This is a genomic window from Salmonella sp. 3C, from assembly GCF_025426275.1.
Lineage (GTDB): Bacteria > Pseudomonadota > Gammaproteobacteria > Enterobacterales > Enterobacteriaceae > Salmonella > Salmonella enterica.
The window spans coordinates 1,076,370-1,092,331 of the sequence record NZ_CP104858.1 but is presented as its reverse complement, the minus strand read 5'-3'; the positions used below and the strand labels follow the sequence as shown (position 1 = coordinate 1,092,331).

General features: G+C 53.9%; 13 protein-coding genes, 1 tRNA gene and 2 pseudogenes. 7 read left to right on the top strand and 9 right to left on the bottom strand.

What is annotated here, in order from left to right; translation table 11 throughout:
* The first annotated feature begins 45 nt into the window (after nucleotides 1-45).
* The gene (locus N7E69_RS05170; protein ID WP_000213760.1) at nucleotides 46-813 is read left to right on the top strand and encodes a siderophore-interacting protein; all 768 of its coding nucleotides are present in this window, start codon (nucleotides 46-48) and stop codon (nucleotides 811-813) included.
* Between the two features lie 79 nt (nucleotides 814-892).
* Here the strand turns inward: N7E69_RS05170 and N7E69_RS05165 are convergent.
* Nucleotides 893-968, bottom strand: a tRNA-Ile gene (locus N7E69_RS05165).
* A gap of 125 nt (nucleotides 969-1,093) precedes the next feature.
* Between N7E69_RS05165 and mug the strand changes: the two genes are divergently transcribed.
* On the top strand, nucleotides 1,094-1,600 hold the full coding sequence (gene mug / locus N7E69_RS05160; protein WP_000237777.1) for a G/U mismatch-specific DNA glycosylase: 507 nt from the start codon (nucleotides 1,094-1,096) through the stop codon (nucleotides 1,598-1,600).
* Nucleotides 1,601-1,723: 123 nt separating this feature from the next.
* Here mug and rpoD read toward each other — a convergent pair whose 3' ends face one another.
* From rpoD to rpsU, 3 genes are all read right to left on the bottom strand, one after another.
* Nucleotides 1,724-3,706 (bottom strand): RNA polymerase sigma factor RpoD, encoded by a 1,983-nt coding sequence (rpoD, locus tag N7E69_RS05155; RefSeq protein ID WP_001120159.1) that lies wholly within the window; start codon nucleotides 3,704-3,706, stop codon nucleotides 1,724-1,726.
* 14 nt (nucleotides 3,707-3,720) lie between these two features.
* Complete coding sequence (dnaG, locus tag N7E69_RS05150) at nucleotides 3,721-5,466, bottom strand: DNA primase (RefSeq protein WP_000918859.1); 1,746 nt, start codon at nucleotides 5,464-5,466, stop codon at nucleotides 3,721-3,723.
* 234 nt (nucleotides 5,467-5,700) lie between these two features.
* A complete protein-coding gene (rpsU, locus tag N7E69_RS05145; protein WP_001144069.1) occupies nucleotides 5,701-5,916 on the bottom strand; it encodes a 30S ribosomal protein S21 in 216 nt (71 codons plus the stop codon).
* Nucleotides 5,917-6,143: 227 nt separating this feature from the next.
* Here rpsU and tsaD point away from each other — a divergent pair, with 227 nt between their 5' ends.
* Nucleotides 6,144-7,157, top strand: a complete 1,014-nt coding sequence (gene tsaD / locus N7E69_RS05140) for a tRNA (adenosine(37)-N6)-threonylcarbamoyltransferase complex transferase subunit TsaD (protein ID WP_001264394.1) — start codon at nucleotides 6,144-6,146, stop codon at nucleotides 7,155-7,157.
* A 122-nt stretch (nucleotides 7,158-7,279) separates the two neighbouring features.
* On the opposite strand, the pseudogene N7E69_RS05135 reads toward tsaD, so the two are convergent.
* Nucleotides 7,280-7,423: pseudogene (locus N7E69_RS05135) on the bottom strand (fumarate hydratase); the annotation flags it as partial.
* Complete coding sequence (gene plsY / locus N7E69_RS05130; protein ID WP_001272784.1) at nucleotides 7,407-8,018, bottom strand: glycerol-3-phosphate 1-O-acyltransferase PlsY; 612 nt, start codon at nucleotides 8,016-8,018, stop codon at nucleotides 7,407-7,409. The pseudogene N7E69_RS05135 and the gene plsY, both read right to left, overlap by 17 nt.
* 106 nt (nucleotides 8,019-8,124) lie before the next feature.
* Here plsY and folB point away from each other — a divergent pair, with 106 nt between their 5' ends.
* Nucleotides 8,125-8,484: a bifunctional dihydroneopterin aldolase/7,8-dihydroneopterin epimerase gene (gene folB, locus N7E69_RS05125; protein ID WP_000355776.1), complete on the top strand. Its 360-nt coding sequence runs from the start codon at nucleotides 8,125-8,127 to the stop codon at nucleotides 8,482-8,484.
* Between the two features lie 97 nt (nucleotides 8,485-8,581).
* Complete coding sequence (bacA, locus tag N7E69_RS05120) at nucleotides 8,582-9,403, top strand: undecaprenyl-diphosphate phosphatase (protein ID WP_001281934.1); 822 nt, start codon at nucleotides 8,582-8,584, stop codon at nucleotides 9,401-9,403.
* Here bacA and N7E69_RS24530 read toward each other — a convergent pair.
* The 3 genes and pseudogenes from N7E69_RS24530 to N7E69_RS05110 all read right to left on the bottom strand — a co-directional run.
* Nucleotides 9,402-9,486 (bottom strand): annotated as a pseudogene (locus N7E69_RS24530) (hypothetical protein); the annotation flags it as partial. The gene bacA and the pseudogene N7E69_RS24530 sit on opposite strands and share 2 nt — an antisense overlap.
* A 20-nt stretch (nucleotides 9,487-9,506) precedes the next feature.
* Nucleotides 9,507-10,748, bottom strand: coding sequence for a multifunctional CCA addition/repair protein (locus tag N7E69_RS05115; RefSeq protein WP_000708447.1), 1,242 nt, complete (start codon nucleotides 10,746-10,748; stop codon nucleotides 9,507-9,509).
* 62 nt (nucleotides 10,749-10,810) lie between these two features.
* Nucleotides 10,811-11,425, bottom strand: a complete 615-nt coding sequence (locus N7E69_RS05110) for a TIGR04211 family SH3 domain-containing protein (protein WP_001125341.1) — start codon at nucleotides 11,423-11,425, stop codon at nucleotides 10,811-10,813.
* 241 nt (nucleotides 11,426-11,666) lie between these two features.
* On the opposite strand from N7E69_RS05110, the gene N7E69_RS05105 reads away from it, so the two are divergent.
* Both N7E69_RS05105 and glnE read left to right on the top strand, forming a co-directional pair.
* Nucleotides 11,667-12,968, top strand: coding sequence for an inorganic triphosphatase (locus N7E69_RS05105; protein WP_000046228.1), 1,302 nt, complete (start codon nucleotides 11,667-11,669; stop codon nucleotides 12,966-12,968).
* A 117-nt stretch (nucleotides 12,969-13,085) separates the two neighbouring features.
* A complete protein-coding gene (gene glnE, locus N7E69_RS05100) occupies nucleotides 13,086-15,929 on the top strand; it encodes a bifunctional [glutamate--ammonia ligase]-adenylyl-L-tyrosine phosphorylase/[glutamate--ammonia-ligase] adenylyltransferase (protein ID WP_000188305.1) in 2,844 nt (947 codons plus the stop codon).
* Nucleotides 15,930-15,962: the final 33 nt, after the last annotated feature.

The following is a 15,962-nucleotide window of genomic DNA, read 5'->3' as shown; positions in this document are numbered from 1 at the left end:
AAAACTTTAATTTAGATATATCGTATTACTTCACGAAGGCAAAAAATGACGACATCATCCGTACGCTACCCACAGCGTGTTCGTAATGAGCTGCGTTTTCGCGAGCTGATCGTTCTGCGGGTAGAACGTATTAGCGCAGGATTTCAGCGGATCGTACTTGGCGGCGAGGCGCTGGACGGTTTCATCTCCCTGGGCTTTGACGATCACACGAAAGTTTTTTTCCCTGAGCCAGGCTGTCGCTTTACGCCTCCGACAGTCACTGAGGAAGGCATTATCTGGGGGGAGGGCGTTCGCCCGGTCTCCAGGGATTACACGCCGCTGTATGACGAGGCGCGTCGCGAGCTGGCGCTGGATTTCTTTATCCACGATGGCGGCGTAGCCAGCCGTTGGGCAATGGAAGCCCGTGAAGGCGATACACTGACGATCGGCGGGCCGCGCGGTTCGCTGGTGGTGCCGGAAGAGTATGCCTGTCAGGTTTATGTCTGCGATGAGTCCGGTATGCCTGCGCTACGTCGTCGTCTGGAATCGCTTAGCCGTCTGCCTGTGCGCCCTGCGGTAACCGCGCTGGTGAGCATTCAGGATGCGGCATACCGCGATTATCTCGCCCATTTGACGGATATTACTGTGGAATATGTTGTTGGCGGCGATGAACAGGCAATGCAAACGCGCCTGTCGCAGCTGACAATACCAGAATCAGACTATTTCATCTGGATTACTGGCGAAGGCAAAACGGTAAAACGTTTAAGTCAGTGCTTTGAAAAGGGGTTTGATCCACACCTGGTACGTGCGGCAGCCTATTGGCATCGTAAATAGCGGTATGGGGCGAGCCCTGTCAGAAACAAAAAAGCCACTCTTTAGAGTGGCTTAATTATATGATTTTAAAGCTAAAATTTGGTGGCCCCTGCTGGACTTGAACCAGCGACCAAGCGATTATGAGTCGCCTGCTCTAACCACTGAGCTAAGGGGCCGTGGCGGTGGATTATAATGTAACTTTACGCTGTAATCCAGCCGTAACCGTGCGGGTGCTGTTTTTATAAACAATGTGTTTTCAACCCGTTATACTTAAAGAACGTTGTATTGCTCAGGAGTAATAATGGTTAAGGACATACTGGCGCCAGGGCTACGGGTGGTTTTTTGCGGCATCAATCCGGGACTCTCCTCGGCGAATACCGGCTTTCCGTTTGCACATCCCGCGAATCGTTTTTGGAAAGTTATTCATTTGGCCGGTTTCACCGATCGACAGTTGAAACCGGAAGAGGCGGAAAAATTACTGGATTTTCGCTGCGGGGTAACGAAACTCGTCGATCGACCGACGGTACAAGCGACTGAGGTGAAGTTGCATGAATTACGTAGCGGCGGACGCAACCTGATTGAAAAAATAGAGGACTACCAGCCCGCAGCGCTGGCGGTGCTTGGTAAACAGGCTTTTGAACAGGGATTCAGCCAGCGTGGTATCGCCTGGGGTAAACAAAAGATCGCCATTGGCGCGACGATGGTGTGGGTGTTGCCGAATCCCAGTGGCTTAAACCGAATTAAAACGGAAAAACTGGTCGAGGCCTATCGCGAACTGGATCAAGCGCTCATTATGAGTGGGCTATAGCAATGGGGAATGAGGGCGCGAATACTCGCGCTGTGTAGAAATTCTGCAGGCCAAATAGGGCGCTTGCGCATGGCCTGATAAAAAAACGCCGCCTTGCGGCGGCGTTTATACGTGTGCGGCGAATTAATCGTCGAGGAAGCTGCGCAGCACTTCAGAACGGCTCGGGTGGCGCAGTTTACGCAGCGCCTTCGCTTCGATCTGACGGATACGTTCGCGGGTAACATCGAACTGTTTACCCACTTCTTCCAGCGTGTGGTCGGTGTTCATATCGATACCGAAACGCATACGCAGCACTTTCGCTTCACGAGCGGTCAGGCCAGCCAAAACGTCGTGAGTGGCGGCACGCAGGCTCTCGGTAGTGGCAGAGTCCAGCGGCAGCTCGAGGGTGGTATCCTCGATGAAATCACCCAGATGCGAATCTTCATCGTCGCCGATCGGCGTTTCCATGGAGATTGGCTCTTTGGCAATCTTCAGCACCTTACGAATTTTATCTTCCGGCATCAGCATCCGTTCAGCCAGCTCTTCCGGCGTTGGCTCGCGGCCCATCTCTTGCAGCATCTGGCGAGAAATACGGTTGAGCTTGTTGATGGTCTCAATCATATGCACCGGAATACGGATGGTGCGCGCCTGATCGGCGATAGAACGGGTGATCGCCTGACGGATCCACCAGGTTGCATAGGTGGAGAACTTGTAGCCGCGACGGTATTCAAACTTATCTACCGCTTTCATCAGACCGATGTTGCCTTCCTGAATCAGATCAAGGAACTGCAAGCCACGGTTGGTGTATTTCTTAGCGATAGAAATAACCAGACGTAAGTTCGCTTCAACCATCTCTTTCTTCGCACGGCGGGCTTTCGCTTCCCCGATGGACATTCGACGGTTGATGTCTTTCACCTGTTCGATGGTCAGACCGGTCTCTTCTTCAATCTGCCGCAGTTTTTGCAGACAGCGTTGCACTTCTTCCGCGACATCGTGCAGTTTTTCCGACCACGGTTTGTTCATCGCGATAGCGGCGTTGAACCAGGTTTCGCTGGTTTCGTTACCGGTAAACAGCGTGATAAAGTTCTTCTTCGGCATTTTGCACTGCTCGACGCAGAGCTTCATGATCAGACGTTCCTGGGTACGCACGCGATCCATCATCACGCGCATACTGTTGACCAGATAGTCGAATTGCTTCGGTACCAGACGGAACTGTTTGAACACTTCAGACAGCTTCAGAATCTCTTCCTGCGCGGCAGCATGGCTGCGGCCTTTCGCTTTGATGGTGTCGCGCGTAACGACGTATTGCGCGCGCAGCTCAGCGAATTTTTCGCGTGCCAGTTCAGGGTCAATGCTGTTGTCGTCATCGGCGGCGTCATCGTCGCCGTCTTCTTCATCTTCGTCTTCGTCATCATCCAGGTCTTCCTGGGAGAGTTCAGAACCGACGTGAGTTGCGGTCGGCGCCATCTCTTCTTCCGCGTTCGGATCGACAAAGCCGGTGATAAGATCGGACAAACGAGCCTCTTCAGCCTCAACGCGATCGTACTGTTCCAGCAGATAGGTAATGGCTTCCGGGTATTCGGCAACGGAGCATTGAACCTGGTTGATCCCGTCTTCGATACGTTTAGCGATGTCGATTTCGCCTTCCCGGGTCAACAGTTCAACAGTGCCCATTTCACGCATATACATGCGTACCGGGTCAGTCGTACGACCGATTTCAGACTCAACACTGGACAGAACTTGTGCAGCAGCTTCTTCCGCATCTTCATCGGTGCTGGTGGTATTTTCAGCCAGCAGCAGATCATCGGCATCAGGCGCTTCTTCCATTACCTGAATACCCATGTCGTTGATCATTTGGATGATATCTTCAATTTGATCTGAATCGACGATATCTTCCGGCAGATGGTCATTGACCTCAGCATAGGTCAGATAGCCTTGCTCCTTACCACGGGTGACAAGAAGTTTCAGCTGTGACTGCGGGTTTTGCTCCATAAGACGGTATCCACACTTATTCGTTTGATTGGTGTCGACGGTATAGCTGTCGACATTTAAAGCGAGGGCATACTTATATTTTGGCCGCTGCCTCTCACTGCGGCTGTCGGGGGCTTCCCGATCGATATGCGGCATTTAAGCCGTTAAATTCATTTTCTGGCCAGCTCCTGGTTTAACGTCCAGAGCTCTCGGCGTTCTTCGCTGCTTAAACCGTGAGTGCGATCGCGAGCGATCAGCTCTTCTTGTCGCAGTTGCAGCAGCGAATCAAACATATGGTTGAGTGAGTCGGTAAAGGTCTTTTCGGCAATCGCCTTATCTGCTATATCGTCCCACATCGATAATTTTTCAAGGGTCGCAGCATCATTTGTGCCACGGTAGAGTTCCAGAAGTTGTCCGGTAGTAAGACCTGGCTGAGCCAAACAAGTTTTGACCAATTCTTTAAATAAGCCAAGTCCAGGCAGCTTATTCTGATCCAGCGCGTCTAAGGGCGGCACTAACGGCGCGAGATCCGGATTTTGCACCAGTAATCCTATCAGTATACGCATGGTCGTGCGTTTTAGCTGCGGAGCCGGGCGGGAAACGCCGCTTTCCGCCTGTTTTGGCACTAAATGATCAAGCTGACTATCATCGAAAATGCCTAACTTCAGCCCCAACGTCTGGCGCAACTGAATACGGTGTGCGTCGCCAGGCACCTGATTAATGAGCGGCAGCGCCAGTGCGGCTAACTGCGTGCTGCCATCCGGCGAGCTTAAATCCACCTGCGGCAGGAGGCTATTAAACAGAAACGTAGAGAGCGGCTGCGCCTGCTCCATCCGCGCTTCAAAAGCCGCCTTGCCTTCTTTACGCACCAGCGTATCCGGGTCTTCGCCGTCAGGTAAAAACATAAAGCGTACCTGCCGACCGTCGGTCATATAAGGCATTGCTGTTTCCAGCGCTCTCCAGGCGGCATCACGGCCAGCCCGGTCGCCGTCGTAACAGCAAATTACGTTGTTCGTCGCCCGGAATAACATATGCATATGGTCTGCCGTGGTTGAGGTACCCAGCGAAGCGACCGCATAGTTAATGTCGTATTGCGCTAGTGCGACGACATCCATATAACCTTCGACCACAAGCAAGCGTTGCGGTTCAGCACTATATTGCTGAGCCTCATAAAGACCATATAGCTGGCGGCCTTTATGGAAAATGTCCGTTTCCGGAGAGTTAAGGTATTTCGGCGTGTCGTTCCCCAGTACTCGACCGCCAAAACCAATCACCCTGCCGCGTTTGTCCCGAATAGGGAACATGACCCGATTACGGAAACGATCGTAAGTGCTGCCCTGCTCGTTATTGACCAGCATCCCGGCATCCAGCAACAATGCCTTGTTATCGCTGTTATTACCGAAGCGCTTTAACGCGTTATCCCACCCTGGCGGCGCGAAGCCAATGGCGAAACGCTGAATAATTTCAGCGCTCAGACCGCGCTTTTGCAGATAGTCACGCGCAGGTTTTGCCGCAGGATGGGTAAGCGACTGCTGATAAAAGTCATTCAGACCATTCATCAACTGATAGAGGTTTTGCCGTTGATGGCGCTCTATCTGGCTAAGCCCGGTGCCTGCTTCATAGGGAATTTCCAGGTTATGCATGGCCGCTAATTCTTCGACGGTTTCGACAAATTCGAGTTTGTCGTAATTCATTAAAAAGTCGATCGCATTGCCATGCGCGCCGCATCCAAAGCAGTGATAAAACTGTTTTTCACCGTTTACGGTGAAAGAAGGGGTTTTCTCATTATGGAATGGACAACACGCGTGATAGTTCTTGCCCTGTTTCTTGAGTTTTACGCGCACGTCGATCAGATCGACGATATCGGTTCTCGCCAGCAGGTCATTAATGAATACGCGTGGGATTCGTCCAGCCATATGCCCCTTTTATACACGTCATTCTTCAGGCTGCGTAGTGTTGGCTACGTTTGCTCACCCCTGTCGCTGACTTGCGTAAGCGCCGGGGACTTGCTCTCTTGCCGCCTGGACGCAGCATGAATGATTTTGTGTATATGCTAATGCATAAACGAAAACAAGCCGCGCATTCCTTTCGGAAGCACGGCCTTACAACTACAACTCGATCTGAATTGAGAGCAGCCCGCTCTCAAAAGATTAGTACAGACGAGTACGGCGTGCGTTTTCGCGAGCCAGTTTCTTCGCGTGACGTTTCACTGCAGAAGCTTTAGCGCGCTTACGTTCGGTCGTCGGTTTTTCATAGAACTCACGACGACGAACTTCCGCCAGAACACCTGCTTTTTCGCAGGAACGCTTGAAGCGACGCAGAGCTACGTCGAACGGCTCGTTTTCACGTACTTTAATTACCGGCATGTGCCTCTCACCTTTGATTAATTCGGTTTGCCGCTGGCATCAACGCCAGCTTATTTCAAAATGGTGCGGAATTTTACTGCAATTGCTGCTGCTTTGTAAAGCACCGCGGCCTTTTTTGAACGGGACTTTTATAAGGTGAGGGAGTATACACGAAGTCGGGACTGAGGGTATACATCCACCCGCATTCGACCTACACTGCGCGGTATTAGAGCGAGGTAAAACAAGTCATGCGTGTACTGGGTATTGAAACATCCTGCGATGAAACCGGCATCGCTATTTACGACGACAAAAAAGGTCTGTTAGCCAACCAATTGTATAGTCAGGTGAAATTACATGCTGACTACGGCGGCGTAGTGCCTGAACTGGCTTCCCGCGATCATGTGCGTAAAACCGTGCCGCTGATTCAGGCGGCATTAAAAGAAGCCGGTCTGACGGCGAGCGATATCGACGCGGTGGCCTATACCGCAGGCCCGGGCCTGGTCGGCGCGCTGCTGGTCGGCGCAACCGTCGGGCGTTCGCTGGCATTTGCCTGGAATGTGCCGGCCATTCCTGTACACCATATGGAAGGTCATCTGCTGGCGCCAATGCTGGAAGATAATCCCCCGGAATTCCCGTTTGTGGCGCTACTGGTCTCCGGCGGACATACGCAGCTCATTAGCGTGACCGGAATCGGTCAGTACGAACTGCTGGGAGAGTCGATTGACGATGCCGCCGGTGAAGCGTTTGATAAAACCGCCAAATTGTTGGGGCTGGATTATCCTGGCGGCCCGATGCTGTCGAAAATGGCGTCGCAGGGGACGGCGGGACGTTTTGTCTTTCCGCGCCCGATGACCGATCGCCCGGGGCTGGATTTTAGTTTTTCCGGTCTGAAAACCTTTGCCGCTAACACCATTCGTAGTAATGGCGGCGACGAACAAACTCGCGCTGATATCGCGCGCGCTTTTGAAGATGCGGTCGTGGATACGCTGATGATCAAGTGCAAGCGCGCGCTGGAAAGCACCGGTTTTAAGCGTCTGGTCATGGCGGGCGGCGTCAGCGCTAACCGCACGCTGCGCGCGAAGCTTGCCGAAATGATGCAAAAACGCCGCGGCGAAGTGTTCTATGCGCGTCCGGAGTTTTGTACTGACAACGGGGCGATGATCGCCTATGCCGGAATGGTGCGGTTTAAGGCGGGCGTTACGGCGGATCTTGGCGTAACGGTACGTCCGCGCTGGCCGCTGGCCGAGCTGCCGGCGGCGTAAAAGCGGAGAAAGGGGGCGACATCATGCCGCCCCAACGGGTTTACAGCAAAACGACGGGCATCCACAACAGCCTGGAGACGATCAGCAGCACCAGGAAGATCAGGCCGAAAATCGCGCCTAACCACGCCAATGGTGGAAGGGTGACGCGCGGCGGATTCGATATGTACGCCCATCACCAAGCTATTGCCGGTCAACCCTTGTGAGCCGATCCCCAGACGGTTGAGGCCCTCTTCCAGACGCAGTTCCAGCTCAATCTTTCTGGCGTTTCTTTTTCAGCTTCGTCCAGATTTTCGTCTCCTGGCGACGCCACAGACGCTGGATGTTGTCATGATGGCGCAGCAAAATGAGACATGACAGCATCGATACCGGGAAGGTGAACTGCGGTTTAAACCACCAGACGTAAAACGGCGCAATCAAGGCGCTGACAATCGCCCCTAACGATGAATAACCGCTTAACAGGACCGTCAGCAGCCAGGTGCCAGCCATGACGCCGGTTAAATCCCAGCCGATGGGCGCAATGGCGCCAAACGCGGTTGCTACGCCTTTCCCGCCTTTAAAGCCAAAAAAGACCGGCCAGATATGCCCCAGACAGGCGGCGATAGCGATAAGCCCCAGCCAGAAAGGGGTAACGCCTAACGCATACGCGCCCCAGACGGGCAACATGCCTTTAAGGATGTCAAAAATAAGTACCGCGACAGCCGCTCCCTTGCCACCGATTCGTAATACGTTCGTCGCGCCCGGGTTGCCGGAGCCGCTTTCTCGCGGATCGGGCAGCCCGGCGATGCGGCAAACCAGAATGGCACTGGAAATTGAGCCGCAGAGGTACGCGAAGAGGATCATTCCAGGCGCGATTGCACTCATAAGCTGTTCCGTATTGAAAGTGTCGTTTTATTTACTATTTCTGTGGATAATACGCACATTTCGCCGGAAGTGGTATCCGGGTTAGCCAAAAAGCAGGCAGGTCGTGATGGATATTGTATTTATAGAGCAACTTTCGGTAATCACCACTATCGGTGTTTACGACTGGGAACAGACTATCGAGCAAAAACTGGTGTTCGATATCGAAATGGCGTGGGATAACCGTAAGTCGGCGAAAAGCGATGATGTCGCAGATTGTCTAAGTTATGCGGATATCGCCGACACGGTGATAAATCATGTCGAAGGCGGGCGTTTTGCTCTGGTCGAGCGCGTGGCGGAAGAGGTGGCGGATCTGCTGCTTAGCCGATTCAATTCTCCGTGGGTTCGCATCAAACTGAGCAAGCCTGGCGCCGTCGCGCGCGCGGCGAACGTAGGGGTAATTATTGAGCGTGGCAATAATCTGAAATAAAAATAAATAATTTTATATTTTTTAAACCAAACGGTTATATATGGGGTCTTAACGCGAGATCCATTTTTGCAGTGTTTTTCATTTTAGGGGTTTATTGATGAGCGATATGCACTCGCTGCTGATAGCGGCAATTTTGGGTGTGGTCGAAGGATTGACGGAGTTTTTGCCGGTATCCAGCACGGGCCATATGATTATTGTGGGTCATCTGCTGGGGTTTGAAGGCGATACGGCCAAGACATTCGAAGTGGTGATTCAACTTGGATCTATTCTGGCGGTCGTGGTGATGTTCTGGCGGCGGTTGTTTGGCCTCATCGGTATTCACTTTGGCCGCCCGCTACAGCGTGAAGGTGAAAGTAAAGGTCGATTAACGTTGATTCACATCCTGCTGGGCATGATTCCGGCGGTGGTGCTGGGGTTAGTCTTTCATGACACGATCAAGTCGCTATTTAACCCAATTAACGTGATGTACGCGCTGGTGGTAGGCGGTCTGTTGCTGATTGCCGCCGAGTGCCTGAAGCCGAAAGAACCGCGCGCGTCGGGGCTGGATGATATGACGTATCGTCAGGCGTTTATGATTGGCTGTTTCCAGTGTCTGGCGCTGTGGCCGGGCTTCTCGCGTTCCGGAGCGACCATTTCCGGTGGGATGCTGATGGGCGTCAGCCGTTACGCCGCCTCTGAGTTCTCGTTCTTACTGGCTGTGCCGATGATGATGGGCGCAACGGTTCTGGATCTCTACAAAAGTTGGTCATTCCTGACCGCAGCGGATATTCCGATGTTCGCAGTGGGCTTTGTGACGGCGTTTGTGGTGGCGCTGATCGCTATCAAGACCTTCCTGCAACTGATTAAGCGTATCTCGTTTATTCCGTTTGCGATTTACCGCTTTGTGGTGGCGGCTGCCGTTTACGTTGTTTTCTTCTGATGATTGACCTGCCGGATGGCGGCGTACCGCCTTGTCCGGCCTAACTGTTTTGTCGGTCTGATAAGTGCAGCGCCATCAGGCAATTTATCGTGCTGGATGGCGTTTAGCTGGCGGGGTTCGGGCAGCGCTTCTCTTTCCAGTTGGCGACCGCTGCAATTCGTCGCTTCGTCAGCTCCTCGCGAATCTCAATGCCCTTAAATCCGGCCTCCACCACCTCTTTCGTCGGTACCGCTTGGGCCACCTGCCAGGCTTCGCGCAGCCAGCGCCCCTGCGGGTAATCCGACGCTTCAAAGCCGGTACGTCCACGGACATCGGCTTCGCTGGTCAGCGCAATCTGCTCGACGCGCTGCGGTTTACGCCATGCATCAATGGCGTCAAACAGCTTAACGATCGTTTTCGGCTGGAGTATCGGAAAGGTGTGGATCAGATCATGGTACTCGGCGACCAGTTTAGCTAAATCACGTAGGTCATTGGGGACGCGCAAACGCTGGCATAGCTGTTCGACCAGTTTCACGCCCGCCGGGCCGTGGCCATGATGGCGCGGCCAGAGGTTTTTCGGCGTTAAGCCTTTGCCCAGGTCATGACAAAGCGTGGCGAAACGAACATCAAGCTGCGGACTGAGCATGGCGGCCATCGACAGCGTCATCAACGTATGAACTCCGGTATCAATTTCCGGATGCCACTTTGCCGGCGCGGGTACGCCAAACAGGGCGTCGATTTCCGGAAACAGGACGCGCAGGGCGCCGCAGTCGCGCAATACCTGGAAGTAAACCTGCGGATTACGGGTGGTAAGCGCATTTTCCGTCTCTTTCCATACCCGTTCCGGCGTCAGATGTTCCAGCTCGCCTGCCGCGGTCATTTCGCGCATTAGCGCCAGTGTTTCATCGGCGATACGGAAACTAAGATGAGCGTAACGGGCGGCAAAACGCGCCACGCGCAATACGCGCAAGGGATCTTCGCCAAACGCGGGAGAGACATGTCGCAGTAGACGCGCCTCCAGATCCCGGCGCCCGTGGTAAGGGTCGATAATCTGGCCGTCATCGTCGCGCGCCAGAGCATTAATGGTCAGATCGCGACGCTGGAGGTCGGCTTCCAGGGTAACGTCCGGCGCGGCATAACAGGTGAAGCCCGTGTAGCCGGAACCGGATTTACGCTCGGTACGCGCCAGCGCATATTCTTCGTGAGTTTGCGGGTGGAGAAACACAGGAAAATCACGGCCTACCTGCTGGTAGCCCGCATCAAGCATCTCCTGCGGCGTGGCGCCGACAACGACCCAATCTTTATCTTTAACCGGTAGCCCTAACAACGCATCCCGAACCGCACCACCGACCAGATAAATCTTCACGCCACTTTCCTTTTAAAAACGATCATCCTCTAATGATAAGACAGTGCCGCAGAGAAGGCGATTTAGTTCATCCAGCGGTCTTTGCGTTTACGGCTTGGGATCATATGCGGCAGCACCAGCCCTAACAGCAAGCCAATACCCAATACGCCGCCGCCATACATAAACCACTGCATAATAATGGTGCGCTGTTTGTCATCCAGTTGCAGATTCGCGGCGCTAACTTTTTTCTGCGCGACAATCAGCTCGTTTTTCAGCTTCTGGTTCTCTTCTTTTAGCCCGTTGATGATGCTGTCGCTTTGCGCCACTTTCTGCTGCATATCGGCGGTGCGCTGATTCCACGTGGTATCAATATTGTTGAGTTTATCGGTCAACGTTTTGACCTGATTTTCCAGATCCGGCACGCGGGTACGCAGGCTTGGTGTGGTATTCAGTTCTTTTAACGGTATCCAGGCAGTACGACCAGAACTGTCTTTAATTTGACCATAGTTGGCATCGCTCTGTAAGAGCGTGACTTCCTCGCCGGCGTTGACGGTACCCACAAGGCGATAATTATCTCCCGGACCGCTGCGGACCCAGGTATTCAGTTCATCAGAAACGTAACGCGTCTCTTCAGCATGAGAGACGGCGGTGGCGCTAAGCGCAAGTAAAGTTAGTCCAATCAGGCGTAATTTTGGCATCAGGCTGTCGTTATTGTCAGAGAAAGTGGAACGATAGTAACGGCATCAGTGTCGCTACGCAAAGTAGTCGACATCAATCGGAATCATCTGTGTCGCCTTTGCCGCTACGTCAAACTTTTACGCCCGTCAAATTGCTCGTTGCATGGCAATTTGGCGCAAAATACTATCTACTGACAAAAATAATGCGGGTAAGTTCGCCAAGAATCTTCCCAGATGTGACATAACCCATAAGTACAAGGCCATGGCTCAGGAAATCGAATTAAAGTTTATCGTCAATCACGACGCCGTAGATGCGCTGCGAAATCATCTTCATACGCTCGGCGGCGAGCATCATGCGCCCAGCCAGTTGCTGAATATCTACTTCGAAACGCCTGATAACTGGCTACGCCGCCATGATATGGGGCTGCGTATTCGTGGTGAAAATGGGCGCTATGAAATGACCATGAAAATTGCCGGCCGGGTAACGGGCGGGCTGCACCAGCGACCCGAATACAATGTCGCGCTAAGCGAACCCGTGCTGGATCTGACGCAACTTCCGGCGGAGGTCTGGCCGGATGGTAACCTGCCCGCCGGCCTGGCATCAAGCGTACAGCCGCTGTTCAGTACCGATTTTTACCGGGAAAAATGGTGTCTGGACGTTGATGGCAGCAGGATTGAAATTGCGCTCGATCTCGGCGACGTAAAAGCGGGCGAGTTTGCCGAACCGATTTGTGAGCTGGAGCTTGAGTTGCTTCGCGGCGATACGCGCGCCGTGTTAAAACTGGCGAAGCAACTGCTGTCGCAAACCGGTTTGCGTCAGGGCAGTCTGAGTAAGGCGGCGCGAGGTTATCACCTGGCGCAGGGGAATGCGCCGCGAGAGAATACACCAACGGCAATTCTGCGGACTGCCGCGAAAGCCACGGTAGAGCAAGGGCTGGAGGTCTCGCTGGATCTGGCGTTGTCACAGTGGCAGTACCATGAAGAGCTCTGGCTGCGCGGCGACGAGTCGGCGGAAGAACATGTGCTGGATGCTATGGGATTAGTGCGCCATGCCTTAATGCTTTTTGGCGGCATTGTTCCACGTAAAGCGAGCGCTCACTTACGTGATCTACTTACCCAGGCGGAAGCGACGATGACATCCGCGGTGTCCGCCGTCACAGCCGTTTATAGTACGCAAACGGCGATGGCGAAACTGGCATTGACGGAATGGCTGGTGACGAAAGCCTGGCAGCCATTTCTGGACGCGAAGGCGCAGGCCAAAATGGCCGATTCTTTTAAGCGTTTCGCCGACATTCATCTTTCTCGTCATGCTGCTGAATTAAAAAAAGTTTTTGGACAACCGCTGGGTGATAAGTATCGCGACCAGTTGCCGCGTTTGACTCGCGATATCGACAGCGTTTTACTGCTGGCCGGGTATTATGATGCGACGGTCGCGCAGGCATGGCTGGAAAACTGGCAGGGATTGCGTCACGCCATTCTTACCGGACAACGTATTGAAATTGAACATTTCCGTAATGAGGCCATTAACCAGCAGCCGTTCTGGTTGCACAGCGGAAAACGATAATCAGAACCGTAGAAAGCGCCTGATGACGCTGCGCTTATCAGGCTTACGGTATGCGGACTTGTAGGCCGGATCAGGCGAAACGCCGCCATCCGGCATTATTTAAAGGATATCCCCTAAATGACGCCGCTCTCTTCACCCTTATCGCAGTACTGGCAGACCGTTGTTGAGCGCCTACCAGAAGGATTTACTGAGACATCGCTTAGCGTGCAGGCGAAGTCAGTACTTACATTTAGCGATTTTGCGCTGGATAGCGTGATAGCGCATCCGGAGTGGCTTGCCGAACTGGAATCCGCATCGCCGCAGGCTGATGAATGGCGACATTATGCTGGCTGGTTACAGGAGGCGTTGGCAGGTGTCTGTGACGATGCCTCGCTGATGCGTGAACTGAGGTTTTTTCGTCGTCGCATCATGGTACGCATCGCCTGGGCGCAGACGCTGTCGCTGGTGGACGATGAGACTATTTTACAACAGTTGAGCCATCTGGCGGAGACGCTCATTGTGGGGGCGCGCGACTGGCTGTATGCCGCCTGTTGCCGCGAATGGGGAACCCCCTGTAACCCGCAGGGCGTTCCGCAGCCGCTGTTGATTTTAGGCATGGGCAAGCTGGGCGGCGGCGAACTGAATTTTTCGTCTGATATCGATCTGATTTTCGCCTGGCCGGAACATGGCGAGACTCGGGGCGGGCGTCGTGAACTCGATAACGCCCAGTTTTTTACGCGTCTCGGGCAGCGGCTGATCAAAGCGCTGGATCAGCCCACAATGGATGGTTTTGTCTATCGGGTGGACATGCGCCTGCGACCGTTTGGCGACAGCGGCCCGCTGGTACTGAGTTTTGCCGCGCTGGAGGATTACTATCAGGAGCAAGGACGCGACTGGGAACGCTACGCTATGGTGAAAGCGCGGCTAATGGGCGATAACGACGACGCCTGGTCTCGTGAATTACGCGCCATGCTGCGGCCTTTCGTTTTCCGCCGCTATATCGATTTCAGTGTCATCCAGTCGCTACGTAATATGAAAGGGATGATCGCCCGCGAAGTGCGACGCCGCGGTTTGAAAGACAACATTAAACTTGGCGCGGGCGGTATTCGGGAAATTGAGTTTATCGTGCAGGTATTCCAGCTCATCCGCGGCGGGCGCGAGCCGTCGCTACAGTCGCGTTCGTTACTGCCAACGCTGGATGCTATCGCTGCGCTGCATTTGCTGCCTGAGAATGACGTGGCGCAACTGCGCGTGGCCTATCTTTTTCTACGTCGTCTGGAGAATCTGCTGCAAAGCATCAATGACGAACAGACGCAAACGTTGCCTGCCGACGATCTGAATCGGGCGCGGCTGGCCTGGGGAATGAAGGCGGAGAACTGGCCGCAGCTTGTTGGCGAACTGACGGATCATATGGCTAATGTACGCCGCGTATTCAACGAATTAATTGGCGATGATGAAGCCGATACCCCGCAGGAGGAAGAACGTTCAGAGCCGTGGCGTGATGTATGGCAGGATGCGCTACAGGAGGATGATTCGACGCCAGTGCTGGCGCATTTAGCCGATGAGGATCGGCGACAAGTTCTGACCCTCATCGCTGACTTCCGTAAGGAACTGGATAAACGCCCTATCGGCCCGCGCGGGCGGCAAGTGCTGGACCAACTGATGCCGCACCTGCTTGCTGATGTCTGTTCTCGCGAAGACGCCGCTGTTACGCTATCGCGGATAACGCCGTTGCTGGCGGGGATTGTCACTCGCACCACCTATCTGGAGCTGCTGAGCGAATTTCCCGGCGCGCTGAAACACCTGATTATGCTCTGCGCCGCTTCGCCAATGATAGCGAGCCAACTGGCGCGTTATCCGTTGTTGCTTGATGAACTGCTCGACCCCGGCACGCTTTATCAGCCGACGGCTACCGACGCTTACCGCGACGAATTACGCCAATATTTGCTGCGCGTGCCGGAAGAGGACGAAGAACAACAACTGGAGGCATTACGCCAGTTTAAACAGGCACAGCTTTTGCGGATTGCGGCGGCGGATATTGCCGGTACGCTGCCGGTGATGAAAGTAAGCGATCACCTCACATGGCTGGCGGAGGCGATGATTGATGCTGTGGTGCAGCAGGCGTGGACGCAAATGGTTGCGCGTTATGGTCAGCCAGCGCATCTGGACGAGCGCCAGGGGCGGGGGTTTGCGGTTGTCGGTTATGGCAAGTTGGGCGGATGGGAGCTGGGCTACAGTTCCGATTTGGATCTCATCTTCCTGCATGACTGTCCGATGGACGTCATGACCAACGGCGAACGCGAAATCGACGGGCGGCAGTTTTATCTGCGCCTGGCGCAGCGCATCATGCATCTGTTCAGTACGCGCACTTCCTCCGGCATTTTGTATGAGGTGGATGCGCGTCTACGCCCCTCTGGCGCGGCGGGAATGCTGGTGACTTCAGCGGACGCGTTTGCCGATTATCAGCAGCATGAAGCCTGGACCTGGGAACATCAGGCATTGGTACGCGCTCGCGTGGTATATGGCGACCCGCAGCTTACCTCACAGTTTGATACGGTGCGCCGCACTATCATGACGACGGCGCGCGACGGCAAGACATTGCAGACTGAAGTGCGTGAAATGCGCGAGAAAATGCGGGCGCATCTCGGCAATAAGCATCGTGATCGTTTTGATATTAAAGCTGATGAAGGCGGTATTACGGATATTGAGTTTATCGCGCAATATCTGGTACTGCGCTACGCTCATGAAAAACCTAAATTAACGCGCTGGTCTGATAACGTGCGCATCCTGGAGCTTCTGGCGCAAAACGGCATTATGGATGAACACGAGGCGCAGGCGCTGACGGTAGCCTACACCACACTGCGTGATGAACTGCACCACCTGGCGTTGCAGGAGCTTCCCGGTCATGTGGCGCAGACGTGTTTTAGCAAAGAGCGCGCGCTGGTGCAGGCAAGCTGGCGGAAGTGGCTGGTAGCCGTTTGAATTATGCTATTATCGCGCGCAAATTTTGAATCT

Bases quoted from the DNA above. Each gene is read 5' to 3' on its own strand.
- plsY (WP_001272784.1), bottom strand. From the start codon at position 8,018: ATGAGTGCAATCGCGCCTGGAATGATCCTCTTCGCGTACCTCTGCGGC.
- glnE (WP_000188305.1), top strand. From the start codon at position 13,086: ATGACGCCGCTCTCTTCACCCTTATCGCAGTACTGGCAGACCGTTGTT.
- rpoD (WP_001120159.1), bottom strand. From the start codon at position 3,706: ATGCCGCATATCGATCGGGAAGCCCCCGACAGCCGCAGTGAGAGGCAG.
- tsaD (WP_001264394.1), top strand. From the start codon at position 6,144: ATGCGTGTACTGGGTATTGAAACATCCTGCGATGAAACCGGCATCGCT.
- rpsU (WP_001144069.1), bottom strand. From the start codon at position 5,916: ATGCCGGTAATTAAAGTACGTGAAAACGAGCCGTTCGACGTAGCTCTG.
- bacA (WP_001281934.1), top strand. From the start codon at position 8,582: ATGAGCGATATGCACTCGCTGCTGATAGCGGCAATTTTGGGTGTGGTC.
- N7E69_RS05105 (WP_000046228.1), top strand. From the start codon at position 11,667: ATGGCTCAGGAAATCGAATTAAAGTTTATCGTCAATCACGACGCCGTA.
- N7E69_RS05110 (WP_001125341.1), bottom strand. From the start codon at position 11,425: ATGCCAAAATTACGCCTGATTGGACTAACTTTACTTGCGCTTAGCGCC.
- mug (WP_000237777.1), top strand. From the start codon at position 1,094: ATGGTTAAGGACATACTGGCGCCAGGGCTACGGGTGGTTTTTTGCGGC.
- N7E69_RS05170 (WP_000213760.1), top strand. From the start codon at position 46: ATGACGACATCATCCGTACGCTACCCACAGCGTGTTCGTAATGAGCTG.
- folB (WP_000355776.1), top strand. From the start codon at position 8,125: ATGGATATTGTATTTATAGAGCAACTTTCGGTAATCACCACTATCGGT.
- dnaG (WP_000918859.1), bottom strand. From the start codon at position 5,466: ATGGCTGGACGAATCCCACGCGTATTCATTAATGACCTGCTGGCGAGA.